The sequence below is a fragment of the Pseudocitrobacter corydidari genome, from assembly GCF_021172065.1.
GTDB classification, from domain to species: Bacteria; Pseudomonadota; Gammaproteobacteria; order Enterobacterales; family Enterobacteriaceae; genus Pseudocitrobacter; species Pseudocitrobacter corydidari.
In genome coordinates this window covers 3244319-3267483 of record NZ_CP087880.1, presented here as the reverse complement: position 1 = coordinate 3267483, position 23165 = coordinate 3244319, and the positions used below count along the sequence as shown (strand labels likewise).

At 54.2% G+C, this 23165-nt stretch carries 21 protein-coding genes, 1 tRNA gene and 2 pseudogenes; 10 read left to right on the top strand and 14 right to left on the bottom strand.

Annotation, left to right across the window (positions count from 1 at the left end; genetic code table 11):
- Window positions 1–2 precede the first annotated feature (2 nt).
- Window positions 3–136: pseudogene (pyrL, locus tag G163CM_RS15225) on the bottom strand (pyr operon leader peptide); the annotation flags it as partial.
- Between pyrL and G163CM_RS15220 the strand changes: the two are divergent.
- Window positions 116–181: pseudogene (locus G163CM_RS15220) on the top strand (hypothetical protein); the annotation flags it as partial. The pseudogenes pyrL and G163CM_RS15220 sit on opposite strands and share 21 nt — an antisense overlap.
- Before the next feature lie 24 nt (window positions 182–205).
- On the opposite strand, the gene G163CM_RS15215 reads toward G163CM_RS15220, so the two are convergent.
- The 5 genes from G163CM_RS15215 to arcA all read right to left on the bottom strand — a co-directional run bounded on the left by G163CM_RS15215 (window position 206) and on the right by arcA (window position 5498).
- Window positions 206–715 (bottom strand): arginine repressor, encoded by a 510-nt coding sequence (locus tag G163CM_RS15215; RefSeq protein WP_231825530.1) that lies wholly within the window; start codon window positions 713–715, stop codon window positions 206–208.
- Between the two features lie 106 nt (window positions 716–821).
- Entirely contained in the window at window positions 822–2225 is a 1404-nt protein-coding gene (locus tag G163CM_RS15210) for a YfcC family protein (RefSeq protein WP_231825529.1), read from the bottom strand.
- A 76-nt stretch (window positions 2226–2301) separates the two neighbouring features.
- A complete protein-coding gene (gene argF, locus G163CM_RS15205) occupies window positions 2302–3306 on the bottom strand; it encodes an ornithine carbamoyltransferase (RefSeq protein ID WP_231825528.1) in 1005 nt (334 codons plus the stop codon).
- 28 nt (window positions 3307–3334) lie between these two features.
- Window positions 3335–4267: a carbamate kinase gene (arcC, locus tag G163CM_RS15200; RefSeq protein WP_231825527.1), complete on the bottom strand. Its 933-nt coding sequence runs from the start codon at window positions 4265–4267 to the stop codon at window positions 3335–3337.
- Between the two features lie 10 nt (window positions 4268–4277).
- Complete coding sequence (gene arcA, locus G163CM_RS15195; RefSeq protein WP_231825526.1) at window positions 4278–5498, bottom strand: arginine deiminase; 1221 nt, start codon at window positions 5496–5498, stop codon at window positions 4278–4280.
- A 673-nt stretch (window positions 5499–6171) separates the two neighbouring features.
- On the opposite strand from arcA, the gene G163CM_RS15190 reads away from it, so the two are divergent.
- A complete protein-coding gene (locus G163CM_RS15190) occupies window positions 6172–6624 on the top strand; it encodes a YhcH/YjgK/YiaL family protein (RefSeq protein WP_231825525.1) in 453 nt (150 codons plus the stop codon).
- A 50-nt stretch (window positions 6625–6674) separates the two neighbouring features.
- Here G163CM_RS15190 and argF (G163CM_RS15185) read toward each other — a convergent pair whose 3' ends face one another.
- Window positions 6675–7679: an ornithine carbamoyltransferase gene (gene argF, locus G163CM_RS15185; RefSeq protein ID WP_231825524.1), complete on the bottom strand. Its 1005-nt coding sequence runs from the start codon at window positions 7677–7679 to the stop codon at window positions 6675–6677.
- On the bottom strand, window positions 7649–7774 hold the full coding sequence (gene argL, locus G163CM_RS23565) for a putative translational regulatory protein ArgL (RefSeq protein ID WP_420851446.1): 126 nt from the start codon (window positions 7772–7774) through the stop codon (window positions 7649–7651). The genes argF (G163CM_RS15185) and argL overlap by 31 nt, the downstream gene beginning before the upstream one ends.
- Before the next feature lie 65 nt (window positions 7775–7839).
- On the opposite strand from argL, the gene rraB reads away from it, so the two are divergent.
- The 3 genes from rraB (at window position 7840) to G163CM_RS15165 (ending at window position 9909) form a co-directional block, all read left to right on the top strand.
- Window positions 7840–8262, top strand: coding sequence for a ribonuclease E inhibitor RraB (gene rraB, locus G163CM_RS15175; RefSeq protein ID WP_231825523.1), 423 nt, complete (start codon window positions 7840–7842; stop codon window positions 8260–8262).
- Window positions 8263–8311: 49 nt separating this feature from the next.
- Window positions 8312–9070, top strand: coding sequence for a tRNA isopentenyl-2-thiomethyl-A-37 hydroxylase MiaE (miaE, locus tag G163CM_RS15170; protein WP_231825522.1), 759 nt, complete (start codon window positions 8312–8314; stop codon window positions 9068–9070).
- A gap of 110 nt (window positions 9071–9180) precedes the next feature.
- On the top strand, window positions 9181–9909 hold the full coding sequence (locus G163CM_RS15165) for a hypothetical protein (protein WP_231825521.1): 729 nt from the start codon (window positions 9181–9183) through the stop codon (window positions 9907–9909).
- Between the two features lie 15 nt (window positions 9910–9924).
- Here the strand turns inward: G163CM_RS15165 and G163CM_RS15160 are convergent, their stop codons facing one another.
- The 4 genes from G163CM_RS15160 to pepA form a co-directional block, all read right to left on the bottom strand.
- Window positions 9925–10428: a GNAT family N-acetyltransferase gene (locus G163CM_RS15160; protein WP_231825520.1), complete on the bottom strand. Its 504-nt coding sequence runs from the start codon at window positions 10426–10428 to the stop codon at window positions 9925–9927.
- A gap of 151 nt (window positions 10429–10579) precedes the next feature.
- Window positions 10580–13435, bottom strand: coding sequence for a valine--tRNA ligase (gene valS / locus G163CM_RS15155; RefSeq protein ID WP_231825519.1), 2856 nt, complete (start codon window positions 13433–13435; stop codon window positions 10580–10582).
- Window positions 13435–13878 carry a DNA polymerase III subunit chi gene (holC, locus tag G163CM_RS15150; protein ID WP_108476199.1) on the bottom strand — a complete coding sequence of 148 codons (444 nt, stop codon included), beginning with the start codon at window positions 13876–13878 and terminating at the stop codon, window positions 13435–13437. Before holC ends, valS begins: the two co-directional genes overlap by 1 nt.
- Before the next feature lie 121 nt (window positions 13879–13999).
- Window positions 14000–15511 carry a leucyl aminopeptidase gene (gene pepA, locus G163CM_RS15145; RefSeq protein ID WP_015966101.1) on the bottom strand — a complete coding sequence of 504 codons (1512 nt, stop codon included), beginning with the start codon at window positions 15509–15511 and terminating at the stop codon, window positions 14000–14002.
- 154 nt (window positions 15512–15665) lie between these two features.
- On the opposite strand from pepA, the gene G163CM_RS15140 reads away from it, so the two are divergent.
- The 3 genes from G163CM_RS15140 to lptG all read left to right on the top strand — a co-directional run bounded on the left by G163CM_RS15140 (window position 15666) and on the right by lptG (window position 17962).
- Window positions 15666–15716, top strand: coding sequence for a hypothetical protein (locus G163CM_RS15140; protein WP_217448718.1), 51 nt, complete (start codon window positions 15666–15668; stop codon window positions 15714–15716).
- A gap of 63 nt (window positions 15717–15779) precedes the next feature.
- On the top strand, window positions 15780–16880 hold the full coding sequence (gene lptF / locus G163CM_RS15135; protein ID WP_231825518.1) for an LPS export ABC transporter permease LptF: 1101 nt from the start codon (window positions 15780–15782) through the stop codon (window positions 16878–16880).
- Entirely contained in the window at window positions 16880–17962 is a 1083-nt protein-coding gene (lptG, locus tag G163CM_RS15130) for an LPS export ABC transporter permease LptG (protein ID WP_015966099.1), read from the top strand. The genes lptF and lptG overlap by 1 nt, the downstream gene beginning before the upstream one ends.
- Before the next feature lie 399 nt (window positions 17963–18361).
- Here lptG and G163CM_RS15125 read toward each other — a convergent pair whose 3' ends face one another.
- Complete coding sequence (locus G163CM_RS15125) at window positions 18362–19897, bottom strand: helicase HerA-like C-terminal domain-containing protein (RefSeq protein WP_255690532.1); 1536 nt, start codon at window positions 19895–19897, stop codon at window positions 18362–18364.
- A gap of 102 nt (window positions 19898–19999) precedes the next feature.
- On the opposite strand from G163CM_RS15125, the gene G163CM_RS15120 reads away from it, so the two are divergent.
- Entirely contained in the window at window positions 20000–21640 is a 1641-nt protein-coding gene (locus tag G163CM_RS15120; protein WP_231825516.1) for a dihydroxyacetone kinase subunit DhaK, read from the top strand.
- A 37-nt stretch (window positions 21641–21677) separates the two neighbouring features.
- Here the strand turns inward: G163CM_RS15120 and ahr are convergent, their stop codons facing one another.
- A complete protein-coding gene (gene ahr / locus G163CM_RS15115; RefSeq protein ID WP_231825515.1) occupies window positions 21678–22697 on the bottom strand; it encodes an NADPH-dependent aldehyde reductase Ahr in 1020 nt (339 codons plus the stop codon).
- A 217-nt stretch (window positions 22698–22914) separates the two neighbouring features.
- On the opposite strand from ahr, the gene G163CM_RS15110 reads away from it, so the two are divergent.
- Window positions 22915–22999: transfer RNA gene (locus G163CM_RS15110), tRNA-Leu, on the top strand.
- The last annotated feature ends 166 nt before the right edge of the window (window positions 23000–23165 follow it).

Below are 23165 nucleotides of genomic sequence, written 5' to 3'. Positions count from 1 at the left end.
TTTCTCCTGACGCCTGCGCAAAAAAAAAGCCCCTTAAATAAGGGGCTTCGAGAATGAGTGAGCAACGGAAAGAAAACGGCAGGCCAGCGTCTGTTTTCAGACGCGGTAAGACGCGATGTCGTACACACTGAACCATAATTCCTCCCGGCAAACGGGACGGGATTATACGCAGGTCTGTTTTTGACGCAAGAGATTAATGCACACTTTATCCATGGGAAACGATTGTTGTTGAATGAATATTCATTTTTAGTACATTTTTAATATTGCGATAGACCAGGGCTGTTCGTTTCACATCGCGCGGCGCTACCCAGACAATATTGCTACAGGCGACGACGCCAAGAATCTCTGGCAGGGCGTGATAATCCAGTATTCTGGCGATGGCGCGGGCATAACCGGCTACCGTGTGGATAAGGACAAATTCGTCGTTATGTTCCATGCTGACCACCATTTCAGCCACCGTGCGTGCGGCGTTGGGTGTCGGTTGTGATAACGGATTCAGAGAATAAATTTTTTGTCCTTTTGCGTTTCGAATTTTTATGATTCCAAGCATTTTCAACAGTCGGGAAACCGTTGACTGGCTGATCGCGTCAAAGCCATAGCGCTGTAAATCTCGGCGTATTTCCTCCTGCGAGAGATAGGTTTTTTCCAGGACGAGTTGTTGGCACGCCGCAAGCTGGAGTTGTTCACGTGCCTCACTGCTGTTGATATCCTTCATTCATTCCCTCTTTGACTATTAAACCGGAAACGGTTAGCGAAACACGAGCTTAAAATGAAATTTAATCAGAAGGTTACCTGCAAAGGTAACCTTGCAGAAAGACACGCTACAACAGTGCGCCGAGGCTTAGGGCAACCGTGACAAGTACGGTCAAAATGACCAGCAATGGCATTATCCATCGCAGATAACGAATGTAGGGAACACGGGCGATCGCCAGTCCACCCATCACGACGGCTGAGGTCGGCGTGACCAGATTAACAATGCCTGATGCGGACTGATAAGCCGTGACAACAAGCTCACGATTCACGTTCGCAAAGTCGGCGAGTGGCGCCATGATGGGCATAGTGAGTACGGCGAGGCCGGAGGAGGAGGGAACCAGAAATGAAAGCACGACCTCGAGCCAGTACATCACGTTGATAAATGCGATAGAGGGCAGACCACTGACAATACCTTCCGCACTGTGCAGAATGGTGTGGGTAATCATGCCTTTGTCCATAATCACGACGATGCCGCGCGCAATGCCAATGATGAGTGCCACGCCCAGTAGATCGCGAGCGCCATTGATAAAGGTTGAGGTAAGCTCCTCTTCACTCATGCGGGCAATAATGCCCACAACGATCGCAGAGGCGAGAAAAACAGTGGAGATCTCCGCCATCCACCACCCCTGAACCGAAACGCCGTAAATCATTACCGCGAAGGCCAGGGCAAAAATGATGAGAATGAGTTTACGAACCGGCGTAAATTCCAGCGATTGTGATGATTTATTACCTAAAAAATGTGCCTGATTTTCTGCCATTTTGTCGGCAACAATCGACAAAGAAGGATCGCGGCGTACTTTTCGCGCATAGCGCATTACCCAGGCGGTACAAACAACCCAACCGACAATCAGCATTGCCAGCCGTAGCCCAATGCCGTCAGTAAACGGTATTCCCGCCGCATTGGCGGCAATGACGGTAGCAAAAGGATTGATAGTTGATCCCAGCGTACCGATCCCCGCACCCAGCAGGATCGTCGAGGCGGCGACCAGCGGATCAAATCGTGCTGCCATCATGATGGGCACCAGCAGGGTGTAGAAGGGCAGCGACTCCTCCGCCATCCCATAAATAGTGCCTCCGGCGGCAAAAAGCGCCATCAGGATAGGGATCATCCACTCTTCCCTGCCAGCCAGTATGGTCGTGACGCGTTCAATTCCCGCATCAATTGCCCCGGTTCGGGTCACAATACCCAGAAAACCGCCAATAATGAGAATAAACAGGGCGACATCAATCGCACCAGCTTGCCCCGTTTCAGGATCGTACAGCCCGCTAATCGGCGCCATTAAAACGGCAATAAGCCCCTGTGGATGGGCGGCTACGTGTGCATAGGTTCCGGCTACGGGCACTTCTTTGCCCAACGCTTCATTCATTGCCATCTGATACTGTCCGGCCGGAACGACCCAGCTCAGTACGGCGACTAAGGCAATGAGGATAAAAAGAATGGTGTACGCCGAGGGAAATTTAAATGTCGACATGATCCAGCTTCCTTGAGCTTGAACCCCACTGACGGGGGAGATAGCCGGAGAGAACCTCCGGCTGTTGTCGTACCTGTTAGCTGCCGAGCGTGGCGACCATCACCGCTTTGATGGTGTGCATGCGGTTTTCGGCTTCATCGAAAACGATGGAGTGGGCAGATTCAAAAACCTCCTCCGTCACTTCCAGCCCCTTAAGGCCGTAGGCCATTTCGATTTCGCGACCAACTTTTGTCTGCTCGTTGTGGAATGCGGGTAGGCAGTGCATGAACTTGACGTGCGGATTGCCCGTGGCATTGATGACATTCTGGTTGATTTGATACGGCGTCATCAGGCTAACGCGCTCTGCCCAGGCTTCTTTCGGCTCGCCCATTGATACCCAAACGTCGGTGTAGAGAAAGTCTGTACCGTGTACACCTTCCTCCACATCCTCCGTTAGCGTGATACGTGCGCCAGTGTCTTTTGCGATGCTGCGGCACTTAGCGACCAGCGCCTCATCTGGCCAGAAACTTTTTGGTGCGACCAGGCGTATATCCATGCCCATTTTGGCTGCGCCAACCATCAAGGAGTTGCCCATGTTGTTGCGGGCGTCACCCAGGTAGGCAAAGCTCAGCTCGGGCAGTGTCTTACCTGGCGCATGCTCTAACATAGTCATTAAGTCTGCGAGGATTTGCGTCGGATGGAACTCATCAGTCAGGCCGTTCCATACGGGGACGCCCGCAAATTCACCTAACTCTTCTACGATGGGTTGACCAAAGCCTCTGTATTCGATGCCGTCATACATCCGGCCCAGAACACGAGCAGTGTCTTTCATTGATTCCTTGTGGCCGATTTGGGAACCGCTTGGGCCGAGATAGGTGACTTGCGCCCCCTGATCAAATGCCGCGACTTCGAAAGCACAGCGGGTGCGCGTGGAGGTTTTTTCAAAAATCAGTGCGATGTTTTTACCCGTCAGGGTTTTCTTCTCGCAACCTGCTTTCTTAGCGGCTTTTAATTCAATAGCGAGATCGATGAGGTACTGGATCTCGTCCGGGGTATAGTCGAGCAGTTTAAGAAAATTACGGTTTTTCAGAGAGAGGGCCATTTCTATATCCTTATTAATATCAGAAGGGTTACGCATGAGACACGGTGTTTTCCATACGAATTAGCGTGCCTTTTTCACCGTCGAGAATGGCGGGGCCATCTTCTAATGAGCCAATACCTGCTATTCCATGGCATTGGCTGACAAAATTGGCGCAAGCAGCGACTTTCGGCCCCATTGAGCCTGCATCGAACTGCATTTCACTGAGAAGTTGTGGCGTCACCTGGGCAAGTGGGCGTTGGGTTGGTTTACCCCAATCGAGGTAGACGGCATCGGCATCGGTAAGGATCAGCAGGGCATCGGCGTGGATCTGTTTTGCTAACAAAGCGGCAGAGAGATCTTTATCGATGACGGCTTCAATGCCGTGATAGCCATCGGCTTTTTCAATCACGGGCACACCGCCACCGCCGTTACAAATCACCAGATGGTCACGCGCGATCAACGCGCTAATGGCATCGCTTTCGACGATGCGTTTAGGCTGTGGTGACGGTACCACCCGGCGGAAGGATGAACCGTCAGGTTTAAAGTCCCAGCCTTTTTCTTTCTGAAGGGCACCCGCCTGAGCGACGTCATAAACAGGTCCAATGTATTTCGTTGGGTTGCTAAACGCCGGATCTTTGGCATCGACCTCAACCTGCGTCAGCAAAACGCTCACCTCGCGTTGTGGAAGCTGATTTTTGAGCGCCTGCTGCAACATGTAGCCAATCATTCCCTGGCTTTCTGCGCCCAGAATATCGAGGGGGTAGGGCGTGACTTTTTCATAGGCGCTGTTTTGCAGAGCTAACAGGCCAACCTGCGGGCCGTTACCATGCACCAGTACTACTCGCCATTGTTGAGTGAGCAGGGCGACCGTTTTGGCTGCGACTTCAATATTTTTACGCTGAATATCGGCCTCAAGCGGTTCGCCACGTTTGAGCAGGGCATTACCGCCCAGCGCTACGACTAATGTCGGTTTTATCGTCATGACGCTCTCCTTAAATACCGTCACGTTCTAGCGGGCAGCTCATGCAGCGCGCACCGCCGCGGCCGCGACCAAGTTCATCACCGGGAATGGGTAAAACGGTGATGCCCGCCTTGTCATATTTTTCGTTAGTCCAGATATTGCGTTCATAACCAACGACAACCCCGGGGCGCAGAGTGAGGACATTGTTGGCGTCGTTCCACTGCTCACGCTCGGCTTCGAAGGCATCACCGCCGGTGGTGATGAGCCGTACCTGAGAGATACCGAGCGCTTTTTCGATGGCGTGCAGAAAGTCCCTCTCTTCGCTACGCGTGATGCCGCCGTGGCCGTCCGGCGTGAGCGTCCAGCACTGAGCGTCCTTGCGTACGACTTCGGGATAAACGGAGAACGTATCGACATCCAGGTGAGTCATGACGGTATCGAGATGCATGCATGAACGGTGTTTTGGGAGTTCTAGCGCAATAACACGTTCAGCCTGTTTATTCTTGAATAGCGCATTGGCGAGGAATTCAATTCCCTGTGGAGTTGTACGTTCAGACATGCCAATTAATACTGCACCACGACCAATAACTAATACATCACCGCCTTCCAGCGTAGAATGGTCATAGTTAATATTTTCGTCGCCAAAATATTTAATAAAATCGCCTTTGGCGAAAGCAGGATGCCAGCGATAGATCGCGCGAAGATTATTTGTTTCGCGTTGGCGAGCTTGTTTCGCCATTGGATTAATAGATACGCCATTATAGATCCAGCACGATGTGTCACGCGTGAATAAGTGGTTAGGCAAGGGTTTCATAATGAAATCATTCGCCGCGTGGGTGTCCACAACCATATTTTTAATACAGACGGGAATTTCTCCGTAGGTCAGTCCGCCGCTCAAATGACGCGCCAGTTCGCGATGCGGCAGTTCGCCGAGCCAGCCCCGAACATCATTGGCAAAGACGGGGCCCAGTCGATAATCAGAGACCTGGGTGTTCAGTAACCAGTCTTTAGCCTCCTGAATATCAACAGTTTGTGTGAGAAGGTCGGTGAGTAGCAGAACTTCGATGCCCTGTTGTCGAAGCGTATTGGCAAAAGCATCATGCTCCTGACCTGCACGCTCAACGGATAACACATCATCAAATAACAGCTCCTGACAGTTAGAAGGCGTCAGGCGCTTCAGGCTGAGATTGGGGCGATGTAGCAGTACACTTCGCAATTGGCCTATTTCAGAACCGACGTAATGCTTTTCCATTATTATTCCTTTCGACAAAATTCAAGAATAAACGGGCAGTAGCTATGCGCTTTAAAAGTGCAACAGCTCGTTGGATTCATATTTAATTCTCAGCCAATATCCTGTTTTTATTTTTTATTAAATGTGATCGCTGTCGCATTGAAGATTCGTTGAAGTATTTGTTTTGGAATGCATGAGCCGTGTCGAAAATTAATAATTTAAAAAACGGAGGTTTTTGAATGAATACGCAATTATGCAGCCTGTTATTTATTGCTGTTAATTTTATGTATCAAGTTAATATAGTTTGGTGTCAGTTAACTTATTGAATAAGTTGATTTTTTAAAATCAGATCGAATAGCTATGCATGTTTATAAAAAAGATATTGGAAATTCACCTGTAAAAATACAAATAACTATTTCATAAACGCGTGAAAATACAGCAAAGTGAAATGTGAGCCGGCATCGGTTTTTTTAATAAATTTAGTTTATTCAATTGGTTATAGATAGATGGCAAAGGCTTCTTATGTGTTTTATGCACATTATCTGTATAAATCATTCTCAGAATTAACATCGATTTTACATTATTTGCAATAACTATGCGCCAGCGCAAACCCCCGCCAAAAAGTAGTGGTATGGCAGCCAGAATTCTCGTATAACAGTTTAAAATGAAACGGTGTTTTAATTGAGGTATTATCATGATTGTTGGCAACATCCATAATGTGCAGCCGTGGCTACCGGAAGCCCTGCGCCAGGCGATCGCGCATGTTAAAGCTGAAGTGACTGATACCACCGCGCTGGGCAAACATCCCATCGACGGCGACCGCGCCTTTTATCTGGTGGCGGAAGATATGACCGAGCCGTGTGAACAGCGCCGTGCCGAGTATCACGCGCGTTATCTGGATATCCAGATTTTGGTGAAAGGGCAGGAGGGGATGACCTTCAGCACGCTGCCTGCGGGCGCGCCGGAGACCGACTGGCTGGCGGATAAAGACATCGCTTTCCTGCCGGCAGGAAAAGAAGAGAAAACCGTTATTCTGAACGAAGGCGATTTCGTGGTGTTCTATCCGGGTGAAGTGCATAAACCGCTGTGTGCGGTCGGCGCGCCTGCGAAAGTGCGCAAGATTGTGGTGAAGATGCTGGTCGAGTAAAGCTCTTCTCCGGCCTGTATGCTGCGTGCATTCAGGCCGGATAGGCGTTGTTACTGGCTTAACGTCGCCACCATCACCGCTTTGATGGTGTGCATGCGGTTTTCGGCCTGGTCGAAAACGATGCTTGCCGGGGATTCAAATACCTCGTCGGTAACTTCCATTCCACCGTGCATCCCATACTCTTCGGCCATTTTTTGGCCGAGCGTGGTCTGATCGTCATGGAACGCAGGCAGGCAGTGGAGGAATTTTACCTGCGGGTTGCCGGTGAGCGCCATCATTTGGCTATTCACCTGATAATCACGCAGCAGCGCAATGCGTTCTGCCCATTTCTCTTTGGCTTCGCCCATCGATACCCACACGTCAGTGTAGATAAAGTCTGCGCCTTTCACGCCCGCCGCAATATCTTCGGTGAGGGTAATGTTACCGCCATTCTTTTGTGCCAGCGCTTTGCATTCGGTCACCAAACTTTCTTCCGGCCAGCAGGCCTGCGGGGCGACCAGACGTAAATCCAGCCCGGTTAACGCGGCGGCTTCCAGCATCGAATTGCCCATGTTGTTACGCGCATCACCTGCATAAACCAGCGTCATCTCATTGAACGCTTTACCCGGCAAATGCTCCTGCATGGTGAGCAAATCAGCCAGCAATTGTGTCGGATGAAATTCGTTGGTCAAGCCGTTCCAGACCGGCACACCCGCGTACTGCGCCAGCGTTTCGACAATCTCCTGGCCGTAGCCGCGATACTGAATACCGTCATACATGCGGCCCAGCACGCGAGCGGTGTCTTTGATCGATTCTTTGTGGCCAATCTGGCTGCCGCTTGGGCCGAGATAAGTAACGCGAGCGCCCTGATCGTATGCGGCAACTTCGAAAGAGCATCGTGTGCGTGTTGAGTCTTTTTCGAAGATGAGCGCGATGTTTTTACCTGTCAGTTTTGGCGTCTCTTTGCCGCTTTTTTTATCGGCTTTTAGCTGAGCGGCGAGTTGCAGCAGCGCGTTCAGCTCGGCAGGGGTGAAATCGAGTAATTTTAAAAAGTGCTTCTGATAAAAATTCGGCATCTTGTCCTCGCATGGCTCAAGCCACTTATTGAATTAAAATTCAATTTATATGTATGAATATGCAATTGCAACCCCGGTGCACAAATCTTTCTCACAAAGGTGGAGGCAATGCTTGCGGTATGTGACAATAAGAGTAACGCCACATTACGAGGAACGAGCCATGGCAAACCCGGAATTACTGGAAGAGCAGCGTGAAGAGACGCGCCTGATCATCGAAGAACTGCTGGAAGACGGCAGCGATCCTGATGCGCTGTATACCATTGAACACCACCTCTCTGCCGATGACTTCGACGCGCTGGAGAAGTTCGCGGTTGAAGCCTTCAAAATGGGCTACGAAGTGACTGAGCCGGAAGAGCTGGAAGTGGAAGAGGGCGACACCGTCATCTGCTGCGATATCCTCAGCGAATCCGCGCTGAATGCCGATCTTATTGACGCGCAGGTTGAGCAACTGATGACGCTGGCCGAGAAATTTGAAGTCGAGTATGACGGTTGGGGCACTTACTACGAAGATCCTAACGGCGAAGATGGTGAAGACGACGACGAAGATGACGTCGACGAAGATGATGATGGTGTACGTCACTAAGCATCACACACCCACGGCAGCGCCCGCTGCCGTGGGGCAAGGATAAAGCATGGATTACCCGCAAATTCTCTCCCCTGTTCTCAATTTTCTCCACTGCACCACGCCACAGGCCTGGCTTGATAAAGCCCGTGACCCGGCGAATCTGCCGCTTTTATTAACCGACCATCTGGTGTGCGAGCTCAAAGCCGCGCAAACCGCCATGCTGCTGGTGCGTAAATATGTCGCCGATAAGCAAGGCGCGGACGCGTTGCTGGCGTGGCTACAGCCGTATGAAGCGTTTGCGTTTCGCGATGGGCCGGAACCAGATTTTGTCGCGCTGCACAAACAAATCGGTAAAAGCGTCATGCCACAGACCGACGATCCGTGGGGACAGGCGCTGATCGGCAGTATGGTGCTGTTGATCAAAGAGGAGCTGCATCACTTCTGGCAGGTACGCGAAGCCATGGCCGCGCGCCAGATCCCCTATGTGAAGATAACCGCCAGCCGCTACGCGAAAGGTATGCTCAAAGAGGTGCGTACGCACGAGCCGTTGACGCTGATTGATAAACTGATTTGCGGGGCTTATATCGAAGCGCGTTCCTGCGAGCGTTTTGCCGCGCTGGCGCCGTATCTCGACGAGCCATTGCAGAAGTTTTATCTCTCACTGCTGCGCTCTGAAGCCCGCCATTATCAGGATTACCTGGCGCTGGCGCAGCAGGTGTCAAAAACGGATATTACCCCGCGCGTGCGTTTCTTTGGTGAAGTGGAAGCCGCATTAATTAGCACGCCGGATGCGGAGTTTCGTTTTCATAGTGGCGTGCCGGTTTAATTTTATTTCACTAACGCAGGAATAATAAATAATATATCCCCCTGTCAATATCATTATTGATAGAGGGATGTTGTTTAGTTACTTAAAATATCAATGGAATGAATTTAAAGATGGTCACAAAGAACAAAATTATATTATTAGTGTGCGCTATTGTTTTTGTCGCTGCGATTGCATGGCTGAATAAACAGGATACGCCCGAAAACGCAACATTGGGTTTATTAAAAAGCAATGATGTCGCGGAGGTTATCCGAAAATACGACCCAGAGGCCTGGCAGAAAATTTATGATGGCCTGCTGTTGATCGAAACTAAAAATAAAGACCCTCATGAAGTTGCGCGAGCGCTTCAGCCGATAGTGACCAATTTTATTCAGGGGAGATTGCCCTTTGCGGCGGATGAGAATGTGATAGATGTTGGCAGAAGTAATTTGGAGCGTTTGAGCCTTATTGCGAAAGACAGCAAAGACAATTGCCTGCGCGCACTTTATCCCATAATTGATGGCCCTGTTAATGGTGAAACTATCCTAAAAATTATTCCCTACGAATTGCGTAAGCGCTCCGAAAAAGCGGCGTCAGATATGGTTATCTCTTCCTATGGCCCGGACAAGCATCAGGTCACGGAAGCAGAGAGCAAACAGGTAGTGAAGGACATGCTGTCGATACAGAAAACGTTGCGTGCGCGTTTTGGAACGGATATCAATTACTGGGTAGCCCCTCCTGAAAACTTCAGTAAGAGCAGCATCATTTGTGACATTGAAATAGCCTACTGGAAAGAGGTGCTCGCCGCCCCTGTACCAAGAGCGGCGGCTATTATTCGCAAGATCAACAGTTCGGCGGAGTAATCGGCCCGCTCTTCGTCAAAGGGATTTCAGCATCCGCACTTCACAATCCACGTGGCCGGTGCAACCCAACGGCTCGCTGATATGCTCGAAGCCTAAGTGCTCATACAGACCAATGGCTTCGCGCAGAAACTCGGTGGTTTCGAGATAACAGTGCTTAAAACCCTGTTCACGCGCGTGATCAAGCGCCATCAGCGCTAACTTCTTCGCCAGACCCTGACCACGCACGGAAGAGAGAAAATACATCTTCTGCAATTCACAGATATCCGGCTCGCTACAGCCTAATGGGGCAACGCCGCCGCCGCCAACCACCTGACCATCTTGCTCAACCACCCAATATGCGGCACCCGGCTGGCTGTAGAGCTGGTACAGCTCGTCCAGATTCGGGTCGGCAACAGTATAGCCTTTGTCGGCGGTCAGGCCATATTCGGCGGAGACCTGACGGATAACGCTGGCAATAGCGGGATTATCTTCAGCGGCGAGCGGGCGCAGCGTGACGGCGACCGGAGATATAACACTCATAGCGAAACTCGAAATAAATAGTGACGGAGATATGCAGTTAATAACACCCTGGGCGGGTGAGTGCAAGCGAGGATAATTCAGGGAGGAAAATCAGGTGTGCCTGCATGCGAGCCGTGTCATCCGGCAAACAAACAGGCACAACCTTAAGGCATTACAGCGCGGCGATCACCGCCTGCTGTTCAATCAGTTTCGCTTTTGCTTCAGCATAACCGTCCAGCTTCTCACGCTCTTTGGCGATCACCGCTTCCGGTGCGCGCGCCACAAAGCCTTCGTTAGACAGTTTGCTTTCGATGCGGCTGATTTCACCTTCGATCTTCGCCACTTCTTTCGCCAGACGCGCCAGCTCATCTTCTTTGTTGATGAGGCCCGCCATCGGGATCAGCAGCTCAGCGCCGTCGATGATTTTGGTCACGGATACCGGACCTTTGTCATCGGCTGGCAGCACGGTGATGCTTTCCAGACGTGCCAGGTTCAGCAGGAAGCTACGGTTGTCGTTCACACGACGCTGCGCATCTTGACTGCAACCACGCAGCAGCAGTTCCAGCGGTTTGCCTGGTGCGATGTTCATTTCCGCACGAATATTACGTACGGCAACGATCGCCTGTTTCAGCCACTCGGTGTCGGCCAGCGCGGCTTCATCAACCTGAGATGCATCGTATTCCGGGAACGGCTGCAGCATGATGGTGTCGGCGGTGATACCGCAAATCACTTTCACACGCTGCCAGATGGTTTCGGTGATGAACGGAATGATCGGATGCGCGAGGCGCAGCAGACCTTCCAGAACCGTCACCAGCGTATGGCGAGTACCACGCAGTTCAGCCTCGGAACCCCCGGTCATCACTGGCTTGGTCAGCTCCAGATACCAGTCGCAGAACTGGTTCCAGGTGAACTCATACAGAATGCCTGCGGCGATATCGAAGCGGTAGCTATCCAGCGCTTCACGGTACGCTTTCACGGTCTGGTTGAATTCGGCCAGAATCCAGCGGTCCGCCAGCGACAGCGTCATTTCGCCACCGTTGAAGCCGCAATCCTGATCTTCAGTGTTCATCAGCACAAAGCGGCTGGCGTTCCACAGCTTGTTACAGAAGTTACGATAACCTTCGAGGCGCTTCATATCCCAGTTGATGTCGCGGCCGGTAGAAGCCAGCGCCGCCAGAGTAAAGCGCAGGGCGTCAGTACCGTGCGGCTCAATGCCGTTCGGGAACTGTTTCTCGGTACGCTTACGGATTTTCTCCGCCATCTGCGGCTGCATCATGTTGCCGGTGCGTTTCTCCAGCAGGTCTGCCAGCGAAATCCCGTCAACCATATCCAGCGGGTCAATCACGTTACCCTTGGATTTGGACATCTTCTGGCCTTCGTCGTCACGAATCAGGCCGGTCATGTAGACGGTGTGGAACGGCACCTGCGGCTTGCCATCTTCATCTTTGATGAAGTGCATGGTCATCATGATCATGCGGGCAATCCAGAAGAAGATGATGTCGAAGCCAGAGACCATCACGCTGGTTGGGTGGAACTGACGCAGGGCGTCGGTGTTTTCCGGCCAGCCGAGCGTGGAGAAGGTCCACAGTGCAGAAGAGAACCAGGTGTCGAGAACGTCTTCGTCCTGACGCAGGGCAACGTCGGCACCGAGGTTATTTTCTTTACGCACTTCGTCTTCGTTGCGGCCAACATAAACGTTACCCGCTTCGTCGTACCATGCCGGGATACGGTGACCCCACCACAGCTGACGAGAGATACACCAGTCCTGAATATCGCGCATCCAGGAGAAGTACATGTTTTCGTACTGCTTCGGTACGAACTGAATGTCGCCGTTCTCAACCGCTTCAACCGCCGGTTTCGCCAGCACGTCGGCACGCACGTACCACTGGTCGGTCAGCATCGGTTCGATAACCACGCCGCCACGGTCGCCGTAAGGAACGGTCAGGTCGTGCGGTTTGATCTCTTCCAGCAGGCCGAGGGCGTCTACGGCAGCTACGATCGCTTTACGCGCGGCAAAACGCTCCAGTTTCTGGAATTCAGCCGGGATCTCACTGGAGTAAACGTCAGATTCGTTACCTTTGGTGTCATACACTTCTGCCGTTTCGCGGATGTCGCCGTCAAAGGTCAGAATGTTGATCATCGGAAGTTGATGACGACGACCCACTTCATAGTCATTAAAGTCATGCGCCGGGGTGATTTTCACGCAGCCGGTGCCTTTTTCCATGTCGGCGTGTTCATCGCCCACGATCGGAATGCGGCGGTTAACCAGCGGCAGGACAACGTATTTACCGATCAGATCTTTATAACGCGGATCTTCCGGGTTAACGGCCACGCCGGTATCGCCCAGCACCGTTTCCGGGCGGGTGGTGGCGACAACCAGATAATCTTTACCGTCCGCGGTTTTCGCGCCGTCGGCCAGCGGATAGCGGATATGCCACATCGAGCCTTTCGACTCGCGGTTTTCCACTTCCAGGTCAGAGATGGCGGTGCGCAGTTTCGGGTCCCAGTTTACCAGGCGTTTGCCACGGTAAATCAGGTCTTCTTTGTAGAGGCGTACGAAGACTTCTTTCACGGCATTGGAAAGCCCTTCGTCCATGGTGAAGCGCTCGCGCTCCCAATCCACGGAGTTGCCAAGACGGCGCATCTGACGGGTAATGGTGCCGCCGGATTCCGCTTTCCACTGCCAGATTTTGTCGATGAACGCATCGCGTCCATAGTCGTGACGGGTTTTACCTTCTTCAGCGGCAATTTTGCGCTCAACCACCATCTGGGTGGCGATACCGGCATGGTCGGTCCCCGCCTGCCAGAGGGTGTTTTTACCCTGCATGCGCTGGTAGCGGATCATGGTATCCATGATGGTTTGCTGGAAGGCGTGACCCATATGCAAACTGCCGGTGACGTTCGGCGGCGGGATCATGATGCAGAAACTTTCCTGGCTTTCATCGCCATTCGGTTTGAAATAGCCCTGCTTTTCCCAGTGCTCGTAAAGCGGCTGTTCGATATCGTTTGGGTTGTATGTCTTTTCCATTATTTCCAGGTTGCCGTGTTCAGGTTGAAACCAGCCACGCGGTAAGCTTTGTATCGTTCGCGCGCCAGTTGTTTAAGCGAATCTTCGTAAGGAACGAAGTCTATCACTTCTGTGAAAGCGGTGGCAAAATCTGCGAAATTGAGTCGCAGACTGATCAGTATATCGCGCGGGCTGCTGTTACGCTTTTGCGGCCAGGCAATCTCGACCGGCGCACCACCGCGTGGGCCTTCACCCGCGAGATTATGTGGCACAAAACTCTCCGCCGGGCGCGCCCAAAGGGCTTCATCCAGGCGGATGGCCTGCTGCTCATCCTCACAGGCGATCAGCACGCGCTTACCGCTACGCCAACGTTCTGCGGCAACGTCGCACACCAGTTGCTCGACGGCGCTCAAGCCATCGACGGTGGTTTCGTTGTCCAGAAGATAGAACGTCGCATTCTTCATATATGGGGCTTCTTGTGGTGGATTTAAATGCGTTGCCGGATGGCGCTGCGCTTATCCGGCCTACAAACGGCATCTTTCCGTAGGCCCGGTAAGCGTAGCGCCACCGGGCATCAGACGGTAATTACTCTTCGCCGTTAAACCCGGCGCGGTTGAGCAGGAACTGCGACAGCAGCGCGACCGGGCGACCGGTTGCGCCTTTGGCCTTGCCGGAGCGCCATGCGGTACCGGCGATATCCAGGTGCGCCCAGTTGTACTTACGGGTAAAGCGCGACAGGAAGCAGCCAGCGGTAATCGCGCCGCCAGGGCGGCCACCGATGTTTGCCATATCGGCGAAGTTGGACTCCAGTTGATCCTGGAACTCGTCGGCCAGCGGCAGACGCCATGCACGGTCGCCCGCCTGCTCAGACGCGCCAATCAGCTCGTGCGCCAGCGGGTTGTGGTTCGACATCAGCCCGGTGATGTGATGGCCAAGGGCAATCACGCACGCGCCGGTCAGCGTCGCCACATCGATAACCGCTTCCGGCTCGAAACGCTCAACGTAGGTTAACACGTCGCACAGCACCAGACGGCCTTCGGCGTCGGTGTTTAGCACCTCAACCGTTTGGCCTGACATGGTGGTCAGCACGTCGCCTGGGCGATACGCGCGCCCGCCAGGCATGTTTTCACAGCCAGCCAGCACACCGACCACGTTAATCGGCAGCTGAAGTTCCGCCACCATGCGCATCACGCCGTAAACCGCCGCCGCGCCGCACATGTCGTACTTCATCTCATCCATGCCTTCGGCAGGCTTGATGGAGATGCCGCCGGAGTCGAAGGTCAACCCTTTACCGACCAGCACGATCGGGCGGGCATCTTCAGAGGCGTTACCTTTATACTCAATTACTGACATCAGCGATTCGTTCTGCGAACCGTGGCCGACCGCCAGATAAGAGTGCATGCCCAGCTCTTTCATCTGCTGCTCGCCAATCACGCGGGTTACCACGTTCTTGCTGTAGCTGTCTGCCAACTGGCGTGCCTGCGATGCCAGGTACGCGGCGTTACAGATGTTTGGTGGCATGTTGCCAAGGTCTTTCGCGGCTTTAATCCCGGCGGCAATCGCCAGGCCGTGCTGAATCGCACGTTCGCCGCTGGTCAGTTCACGGCGGGTTGGCACGTTGAAGACCATCTTACGCAGCGGACGGCGTGGCTCGGTTTTATTGGTTTTCAGCTGATCGAAGCTGTACAGCGTCTCTTTTGCCGTTTCTACGGCCTGACGCACTTTCCAGTAGTTGTTGCGGCCCTTAACGTGCAGCTCGGTCAGGAAGCAAACGGCTTCCATCGACCCGGTATCATTCAGGGTGTTGATGGTTTTCTGGATGACCTGCTTATACTGACGCTCATCAAGCTCGCGTTCTTTACCGCAGCCAATCAGCAGAATGCGCTCTGACAACACGTTCGGAACGTGGTGCAGCAGCAGCGTCTGGCCGGGTTTACCTTCCAGTTCGCCGCGACGCAGCAGGGCGCTGATATAGCCGTCGCTGATTTTATCGAGCTGTTCGGCAATCGGGGAAAGACGGCGCGGTTCAAAAACGCCGACCACGATGCAGGCGCTCCGCTGTTTTTCCGGGCTACCGCTTTTTACACTGAACTCCATGGACTACGCTCCTGAATCTTAAAGACAACGGCGGTGGCTACAGTTAGAATTGCAAGCTTTCGTAACTCATTTCCGCTGTTGCGGTGACTTCGTGTTAATCTTAACGTTATTACGGTGTTGGCACGTCAGAACCGAGTCCTGAAACGTGAAACCGCTGAGTCATATAATCTTAGCGATGTTTTCGACGACTCAAGAGAATAAATGACGTTTAAGCCATGAAACAAGCTATTTTCCTGCAATAAGACGGGTTTTTACGGGCGTATTTATAGTGATAATCATAAGATATCTGGTGCGGGAGACGCTTAAAAGCCAGCTTGCGATCCTCTTCATCCTGCTTCTGATCTTCTTTTGTCAGAAACTGGTGAGGATCCTCGGCGCGGCGGTAGACGGCGAAATCCCGACAAATCTGGTGCTCTCATTACTGGGGCTGGGCGTGCCTGAAATGGCGCAGTTGATCCTTCCCCTGAGCCTGTTCCTCGGCTTATTGATGACGCTGGGCAAACTCTACACCGAAAGTGAAATTACGGTGATGCACGCCTGCGGCCTCAGTAAAGCGGTGCTGATTAAAGCCGCCATGGTGCTGGCGCTGTTCACCAGTATTATTGCTGCTGTGAATGTGATGTGGGCAGGGCCATGGTCGTCGCGTCACCAGGATGAAGTGCTGGCGGAAGCGAAAGCGAACCCCGGCATGGCGGCGCTGGCGGCGGGCCAGTTCCAGCAGGCGACTAACGGCGACTCGGTGCTGTTTATTGAAAGCGTCGATGGCAGCAGCTTTAACGATGTCTTTTTGGCGCAGTTGCGTCCGAAAGGTAATGCGCGTCCTTCCGTGGTGGTCGCCGATTCCGGGCATCTCTCGCAGCTGAAAGACGGCTCTCAGGTGGTGACCTTAAACGAAGGTACTCGCTTTGAAGGCACCGCGATGCTGCGCGACTTCCGCATTACCGATTTTAAAGATTACCAGGCGATTGTCGGCCACCAGGCGGTAACGCTCGATCCGAACGACACCGACCAAATGGATATGCGCACGCTGTGGAACACCAACAATGACCGCGCGCGCGCTGAATTCCACTGGCGTATCACGCTCGTGCTGACGGTGGCTATTATGGCGCTGATGGTGGTTCCGCTCAGCGTGGTCAACCCGCGTCAGGGCCGCGTGCTGTCAATGCTGCCGGCGATGCTGCTTTATCTGGTCTTCTTCCTGCTGCAAACCTCGCTCAAATCAAATGGCGGCAAAGGCAAGCTCGACCCGGCTATCTGGATGTGGGTGGTGAACCTGTCCTATCTGGCGCTGGCGGTGGTGTTGAACCTGTGGGATACCATTCCGATGCGTCGCTTCCGTGCGCGTTTCTCGGCTAAAGGAGCGGTGTGATGCAGCCATTTGGTGTACTTGACCGCTATATCGGTAAAACCATTTTTACCACCATCATGATGACGCTGTTCATGCTGGTGTCGCTCTCCGGCATCATCAAGTTTGTCGACCAGCTGAAAAAGGCCGGGCAGGGGAACTACGATGCGCTGGGCGCCGGGGTTTATACCCTGCTCAGCATGCCGAAAGATATCCAAATCTTCTTCCCGATGGCGGCCCTGCTGGGCGCGTTGTTAGGTCTGGGGATGCTGGCACAGCGCAGCGAACTGGTGGTGATGCAGGCTTCCGGCTTTACGCGTATGCAGGTGGCGTTATCGGTAATGAAAACCGCTATCCCGCTGGTGTTGTTGACCATGGCGATGGGGGAGTGGGTTGCGCCGCAGGGCGAACAGATGGCGCGTAACTACCGTGCGCAGGCGATGTATGGCGGCTCGCTGCTCTCAACCCAGCAGGGGATGTGGGCGAAAGATGGCCATAACTTTGTCTATATCGAACGGGTAAAAGGTAACGACGAACTGGGTGGCGTAAGCATTTATGCCTTCAACGCGGAAAAACGTCTGCAGTCCGTTCGCTACGCGGCCTCCGCGAAGTTTGACCCGGAAAACAAGGTGTGGCGTTTGTCGCAGGTGGATGAGTCCAACCTGACGGACAGCAAGCAAATCACCGGTGCGCAAACCGTTAGCGGCACCTGGAAAACCAACCTCACGCCAGACAAACTCGGCGTGGTGGCGTTAGACCCGGATGCGCTCTCTATCAGCGGCTTACATAACTACGTGAAGTACCTGAAGTCGAGCGGCCAGGATTCCGGGCGTTATCAGCTCAATATGTGGAGCAAAGTCTTCCAGCCGCTCTCTGTCGCGGTGATGATGCTGATGGCGCTGTCGTTCATTTTCGGCCCGCTGCGTAGCGTGGCGATGGGCGTGCGCGTGGTCACCGGTATCAGCTTTGGTTTTGTGTTCTACGTGCTGGACCAAATCTTCGGGCCACTGACCCTGGTGTACGGCATCCCGCCAGTGATTGGCGCGCTGCTGCCAAGCGCCAGCTTCTTCGTAATCAGCCTTTGGCTGATGATGCGAAAAGCATAATGTTTTGAAAAAGGGAGCGAAAGCTCCCTTTTTTATGCCGGGGGCGCTGCGCTTGCCCGGCCTACGGTTAAGTACGATCTGTAGGCCTGATACGCGAAGCGTCATCAGGCATTGTGCAGAGTAATCGCCGGATGGCGGCGTTGCCTTATCCAGCCTACGAATATGTGCCGGTAGGCCTGATAAGCGCAGCGCCATCAGGCATTGTGCAGCATAGTCGCCGGATGGCGGCGTTGCCTTATCCGCCTACGAATATGTGCCGGTAGGCCTGATAAGCGAAGCGTCATCAGGCATTGTGCAGCATAGTCGCCGGATGGCGGCGTTGCCTTGTCCGCCTACGAATATGTGCCGGTAGGCCTGGTAAGCAAAGCGCCATCAGGCAACAACAGGCCGCACAACCCCTTACCGGCGCCTTCCCCCGAGCAAACTCCCCAGCATCCCACGCACAATCTGATTGGTCACCTGACGCACTGCGCTTTTCGCCGCTGTCTGAACGATGCCATCTTTCTTACCGCCGCGTGGCCCGGTGGTGCCGAACAAAATATCCTTCAGCCCGCCGAGAATACCGTCATCCACCTCAACCGCTTTACCTTTGGCGGCTGGCGCATTGGCCTGCTCGGTGCTGGTCTGCACGCCTTTTTGCAGCATCTCGAACGCTGATTCGCGGTCAACCGCATCCTCATACTTGCCATACAGCGGCGAGTTGTTAATCAGCCCGTTACGCTCATCGTCGGTAACCGGCCCCATGCGCGAGCACGGGGCAATCACCATTGCGCGCTCTACCACCGACGGGCTGCCTTTGGCATCCAGGAACGAGATCAACGCCTCGCCGGTGCCCAGCTCCTGAATGGCTTTCTCCGTATCAAATGCCGGATTGGCACGCATGGTCTGCGCCGCTGTTTTCACCGCTTTCTGATCTTTCGGCGTAAAGGCTCGCAGCGCATGTTGCACGCGGTTCCCCAACTGCCCGAGCACCGCATCAGGAATATCCGACGGGTTCTGCGATACAAAATAGACGCCCACGCCCTTCGAACGAATCAGGCGGATCACCTGCTCAATTTTATCCAGCAGCACCTGCGGCGCATCGTTAAACAGCAGGTGCGCTTCATCGAAGAAGAACACCTGCTTCGGTTTCTCGAGGTCACCCGCTTCCGGCAACTGCTCGTAAAGCTCGGAGAGCATCCACAGCAGGCTGGCCGCATAAAGCTTCGGCATCTGATAGAGTTTCTCAGCGCTGAGGATGTTAATCACCCCTTTGCCATTGCTGTCGGTACGCATCCAGTCTTTGATATCCAGCATCGGCTCGCCAAAGAAGTGCTCGGCACCTTGCTGCTCCAGCGTTAACAGCCCGCGCTGAATCGCCCCGACCGACGCGCTACTGATATTGCCGTACTGGTTCTGGAACGACTTCGCGTTATCGCCAATGTACTGTGTGATGGCGCGCAGATCTTTAAAGTCCAGCAGCAGCAGGCCCTGGTCGTCGGCGATGCGGAAGATAATGTTCAGCACGCCAGTCTGTACCTCGTTGAGGTTCAGCAGACGCGCCAGCAGCAGCGGGCCGAGATCTGACACTGTGGCGCGCACCGGGTGGCCTTTCTCGGCAAAAATATCCCACACCACCACCGGATTCGCGTGCGGCTCCCAGTCGGTGACGCCAATTTTGTTCAGGCGCTCCTGAAGCTTCTCTGATGCCTGGCCTGCCTGCGCAACGCCCGTCAGGTCACCTTTTACATCCGCCATAAACACCGGCACGCCAATCTCCGAGAACGACTCAGCCATCTTTTGCAGAGTGACGGTCTTCCCGGTACCGGTCGCCCCGGTGATCAGCCCATGACGATTCGCCATACCGGGCAACAGGTGCAGCTCTTTTTCCTGCGTGCGTGCAATTAGCAAAGGTGCGCTCATTGAATTATTCCTCCATTTATCTGCGTCGAGTATAGGCAAATTGCCAGCAAAAGGCGGCAGGAATTTCCGTGCTTTGCGGCGCTTTATCCAGCGCGAACTATGCTTTGCATACGGTTTGCATTTTTTTGGAAGGTTATGTCCAGATTCTTTTATGACGATCGCAAACAGCTGGTCAACGATGCGATTGAAGGTTTAGTGTTATCCGCGCCGCACGGCAATCTGATGCGGCTTGATATCGACCCGGCGATTCGGATTGTCGCGCGCAGCGACTGGGATAAAAGCCGGGTTGCGGTGATTTCCGGCGGCGGCTCGGGCCATGAACCCGCGCATGCTGGGTTCGTCGGCAAAGGCATGCTGACGGCGGCAGTGTGCGGCGACCTGTTCGCTTCGCCAAGCGTCGATGCGGTGCTTAACGCCATTGTGGCGGTAACGGGCGACCGTGGCTGCCTGCTGATTGTTAAAAACTACACGGGCGACCGCCTCAACTTCGGCCTGGCGGCGGAGAAAGCCAAACGCTACGGCCTGAAGGTTGAGATGGTGATTGTCGCCGACGACATCGCGCTGCCGGACAACAAACAGCCGCGCGGCATCGCGGGCACTGCGCTGGTGCATAAAATCGCCGGTTATGCCGCTGAGCACGGTAAATCCCTCAGCGAAGTGCGCGACATCGCGCAACAGGCGTGCGACAGTGTTTTCAGCCTGGGCGTGGCAATGGAGAGCTGCAACCTGCCGGGCAGCGACAACGACGAAGGGCGCATCAAACCGGGGCAGGTGGAGCTGGGGCTGGGTATTCACGGCGAACCGGGCGCATCGGTGGTGGAAAGCCACAACAGCAAAGCGCTGATCGACATGCTGGTTAAACCCCTCAAAGAACAGGTGGGCGACGCCCGCGTGGCGGTGCTAATCAACAACCTCGGCGGCGTTTCGGCGCTGGAGATGGCGCTGCTCACCAAAGAGTTGGCACACTCGGCATTACAGGAACAGATTGCCTGGCTGATTGGCCCGGCGCCGCTGGTGAGTTCGCTGGATATGAAAGGCTTCTCGCTTTCGGTATTAAAACTGAACCCGGACTTTGAACGTGCTTTAAAGGCGGATGTCGAGACGGTGGGCTGGTTAAAACCGGTCGCCTTCGCACCGGTAAAAACCGTCAAGCACAGCAAAGTATACGACGCCCTGGAGATTCAGCCTTCCGACAACCCGGCGATTGCCGCGAGAGTGGGGCAGATAACCCAGACGCTTATCCAGCTTGAGAACCGCCTGAACGCGCTGGATGCCAAAGTGGGCGACGGCGACACCGGTTCAACCTTTGCATTGGGCGCGCGTGATATCGCCGAACTGCTCGACAAGGGCGAACTGCCGCTCAACAACGGCGCGCAGCTGCTGCAACTGGTGGGGGAACGGCTGGCTACGGTGATGGGCGGCTCCAGCGGCGTGCTGATGTCCATCTTCTTTACCGCTGCCGGGCAATCACTCCAGCGCGGCGACGCACTGGCGGATGCGCTGTTGAAAGGGCTGACGCAGATGAAACAGTACGGCGGAGCCGATCTGGGCGACCGCACGCTTATCGACGCCCTGCAACCGGCGCTGGAAGCGCTGCGCGATAGCGACATACAGGCAGCGGCAAGCGCCGCAAATGCCGGTGCGGAGAAAACCGCGACCATGCAAAAAGCAGGCGCGGGGCGCGCGTCGTACGTAAACAGCCAGAACCTGGACGGCGTGACCGACCCGGGGGCGGTTGCGGTAGCGGAAGTCTTTGCCGCACTGGCAAAAGGCTAAACGAGAGAACCGGCGGCAGAACGCCGCCGGCATGGCATTAAAAATCAGCCTTCAGCACCACGCGGTAACGGGCTTTGCCGTCGCGCAGATGCTGCAACGCATCGTTGATTTGCGACATCGGGAACAGCTCGGTTGTCGGCGTCACACCGCTACGCCCGGCGAACTTCATCAGCTTACGCAGCTCAGCCGGGTTACCCGTCGCCGAACCGGAAATACTGCGGTCGCCGCCAATCAGCGTAAAGGCCGGCACCGGCAGCGGTTTCAGCACCGCGCCAACCGTATGGAAGTTACCGCCGTAAGCCAGCGCTTCGAAATACGGCTGCCAGTCGAGATCAACGCTCACGGTGTTGATAATCAGGTCGAACTGGCCCGCCAGCGCTTTCAGCGCTTCCGGATCGCGGCTGTTCACTACATTATCGGCTCCCATCGCCCGCACTTCCTGCTCTTTCGACGGATTGGAGCTGAACGCCGTCACTTCCGCACCCATCGCGCGCAGCAGTTTGATGGCAATATGCCCCAGCCCGCCAATACCGATAACCCCAACGCGGCTGGTGGCCGTCACGTGGTGCATCAGCAGCGGTTTAAAGACGGTGATACCGCCGCACAGCAGCGGGCCTGCGGTTTCGATATCGATGTTCTCCGGCAGCGGAATCACCCATTGCCAGTCTGCGCGCAGCTTATCGGCAAAGCCGCCGCGATTGAGAATGGTCGGCAGCGACCCTTCCGTACAGTTAATCTGATTGCCGCTGATACAGGCATCGCAGTGCCCACAGCTGCGCGCCGTCCAGCCAATACCCACGCGCTGGCCCACTTTCAGGCCCTTATTCTGCGCAGCGCTACCCAGCGCCACCACATGACCAATCACCTCGTGACCCGCAACCAGCGGATACTGAGACATGCCCCATTCGTTATCGATCATCGACAAATCAGAATGGCAGACCCCGCAGTAATCAACCTGAACTTCCACGTCTTCCGGCAGAAGTTCCCCCGCGTCGTACTCCCAGAGTTCCAGAGTATCGCCCGCATTTTTCGCGGCGTAGCTTTTGATGATGGACATCGTACTTCCCTCACTATGGTGTTGAACTGACAGTGTAGAGCAAGCGGCAGGGCGGTGCTTAGCGGAATACGCCGGGAAAAATACGAAATGATGATGAGGGGAGATGGCATTCAGGGAACGCTGATTTTTTCGACACTTAGCGTGAAGAACATGCGGTGCCGCTTGCAAGGTGGCGTGCGACAGGTATAATCCACTCGTTTTCCGCATACCCTTCAGTGCCGAAGTGGCGAAATCGGTAGACGCAGTTGATTCAAAATCAACCGTAGAAATACGTGCCGGTTCGAGTCCGGCCTTCGGCACCATCGGAACATCAATTGACGTCAACGGACGTCTTTTTTTGTGTCTGAAATCCACTATCCGCAAGGCTTTCCTCGCTTTTTCACTCCACCTAAGTCAACCTGATTCAATCTACATCAACTTACTGATGCGGGTACAACTGCGGGTATATCCCGGTTCGATAATGTTTGT

Bases quoted from the DNA above. Each gene is read 5' to 3' on its own strand.
- arcC (WP_231825527.1), bottom strand. From the start codon at position 4,267: ATGACGATAAAACCGACATTAGTCGTAGCGCTGGGCGGTAATGCCCTG.
- holC (WP_108476199.1), bottom strand. From the start codon at position 13,878: ATGAAGAATGCGACGTTCTATCTTCTGGACAACGAAACCACCGTCGAT.
- argF (WP_231825528.1), bottom strand. From the start codon at position 3,306: ATGGCCCTCTCTCTGAAAAACCGTAATTTTCTTAAACTGCTCGACTAT.
- arcA (WP_231825526.1), bottom strand. From the start codon at position 5,498: ATGGAAAAGCATTACGTCGGTTCTGAAATAGGCCAATTGCGAAGTGTA.
- G163CM_RS15160 (WP_231825520.1), bottom strand. From the start codon at position 10,428: ATGAGTGTTATATCTCCGGTCGCCGTCACGCTGCGCCCGCTCGCCGCT.
- lptG (WP_015966099.1), top strand. From the start codon at position 16,880: ATGCAGCCATTTGGTGTACTTGACCGCTATATCGGTAAAACCATTTTT.
- valS (WP_231825519.1), bottom strand. From the start codon at position 13,435: ATGGAAAAGACATACAACCCAAACGATATCGAACAGCCGCTTTACGAG.
- argF (WP_231825524.1), bottom strand. From the start codon at position 7,679: ATGCCGAATTTTTATCAGAAGCACTTTTTAAAATTACTCGATTTCACC.
- G163CM_RS15215 (WP_231825530.1), bottom strand. From the start codon at position 715: ATGAAGGATATCAACAGCAGTGAGGCACGTGAACAACTCCAGCTTGCG.
- rraB (WP_231825523.1), top strand. From the start codon at position 7,840: ATGGCAAACCCGGAATTACTGGAAGAGCAGCGTGAAGAGACGCGCCTG.
- G163CM_RS15165 (WP_231825521.1), top strand. From the start codon at position 9,181: ATGGTCACAAAGAACAAAATTATATTATTAGTGTGCGCTATTGTTTTT.
- ahr (WP_231825515.1), bottom strand. From the start codon at position 22,697: ATGTCCATCATCAAAAGCTACGCCGCGAAAAATGCGGGCGATACTCTG.
- miaE (WP_231825522.1), top strand. From the start codon at position 8,312: ATGGATTACCCGCAAATTCTCTCCCCTGTTCTCAATTTTCTCCACTGC.
- G163CM_RS15210 (WP_231825529.1), bottom strand. From the start codon at position 2,225: ATGTCGACATTTAAATTTCCCTCGGCGTACACCATTCTTTTTATCCTC.
- G163CM_RS15120 (WP_231825516.1), top strand. From the start codon at position 20,000: ATGTCCAGATTCTTTTATGACGATCGCAAACAGCTGGTCAACGATGCG.
- pepA (WP_015966101.1), bottom strand. From the start codon at position 15,511: ATGGAGTTCAGTGTAAAAAGCGGTAGCCCGGAAAAACAGCGGAGCGCC.
- G163CM_RS15190 (WP_231825525.1), top strand. From the start codon at position 6,172: ATGATTGTTGGCAACATCCATAATGTGCAGCCGTGGCTACCGGAAGCC.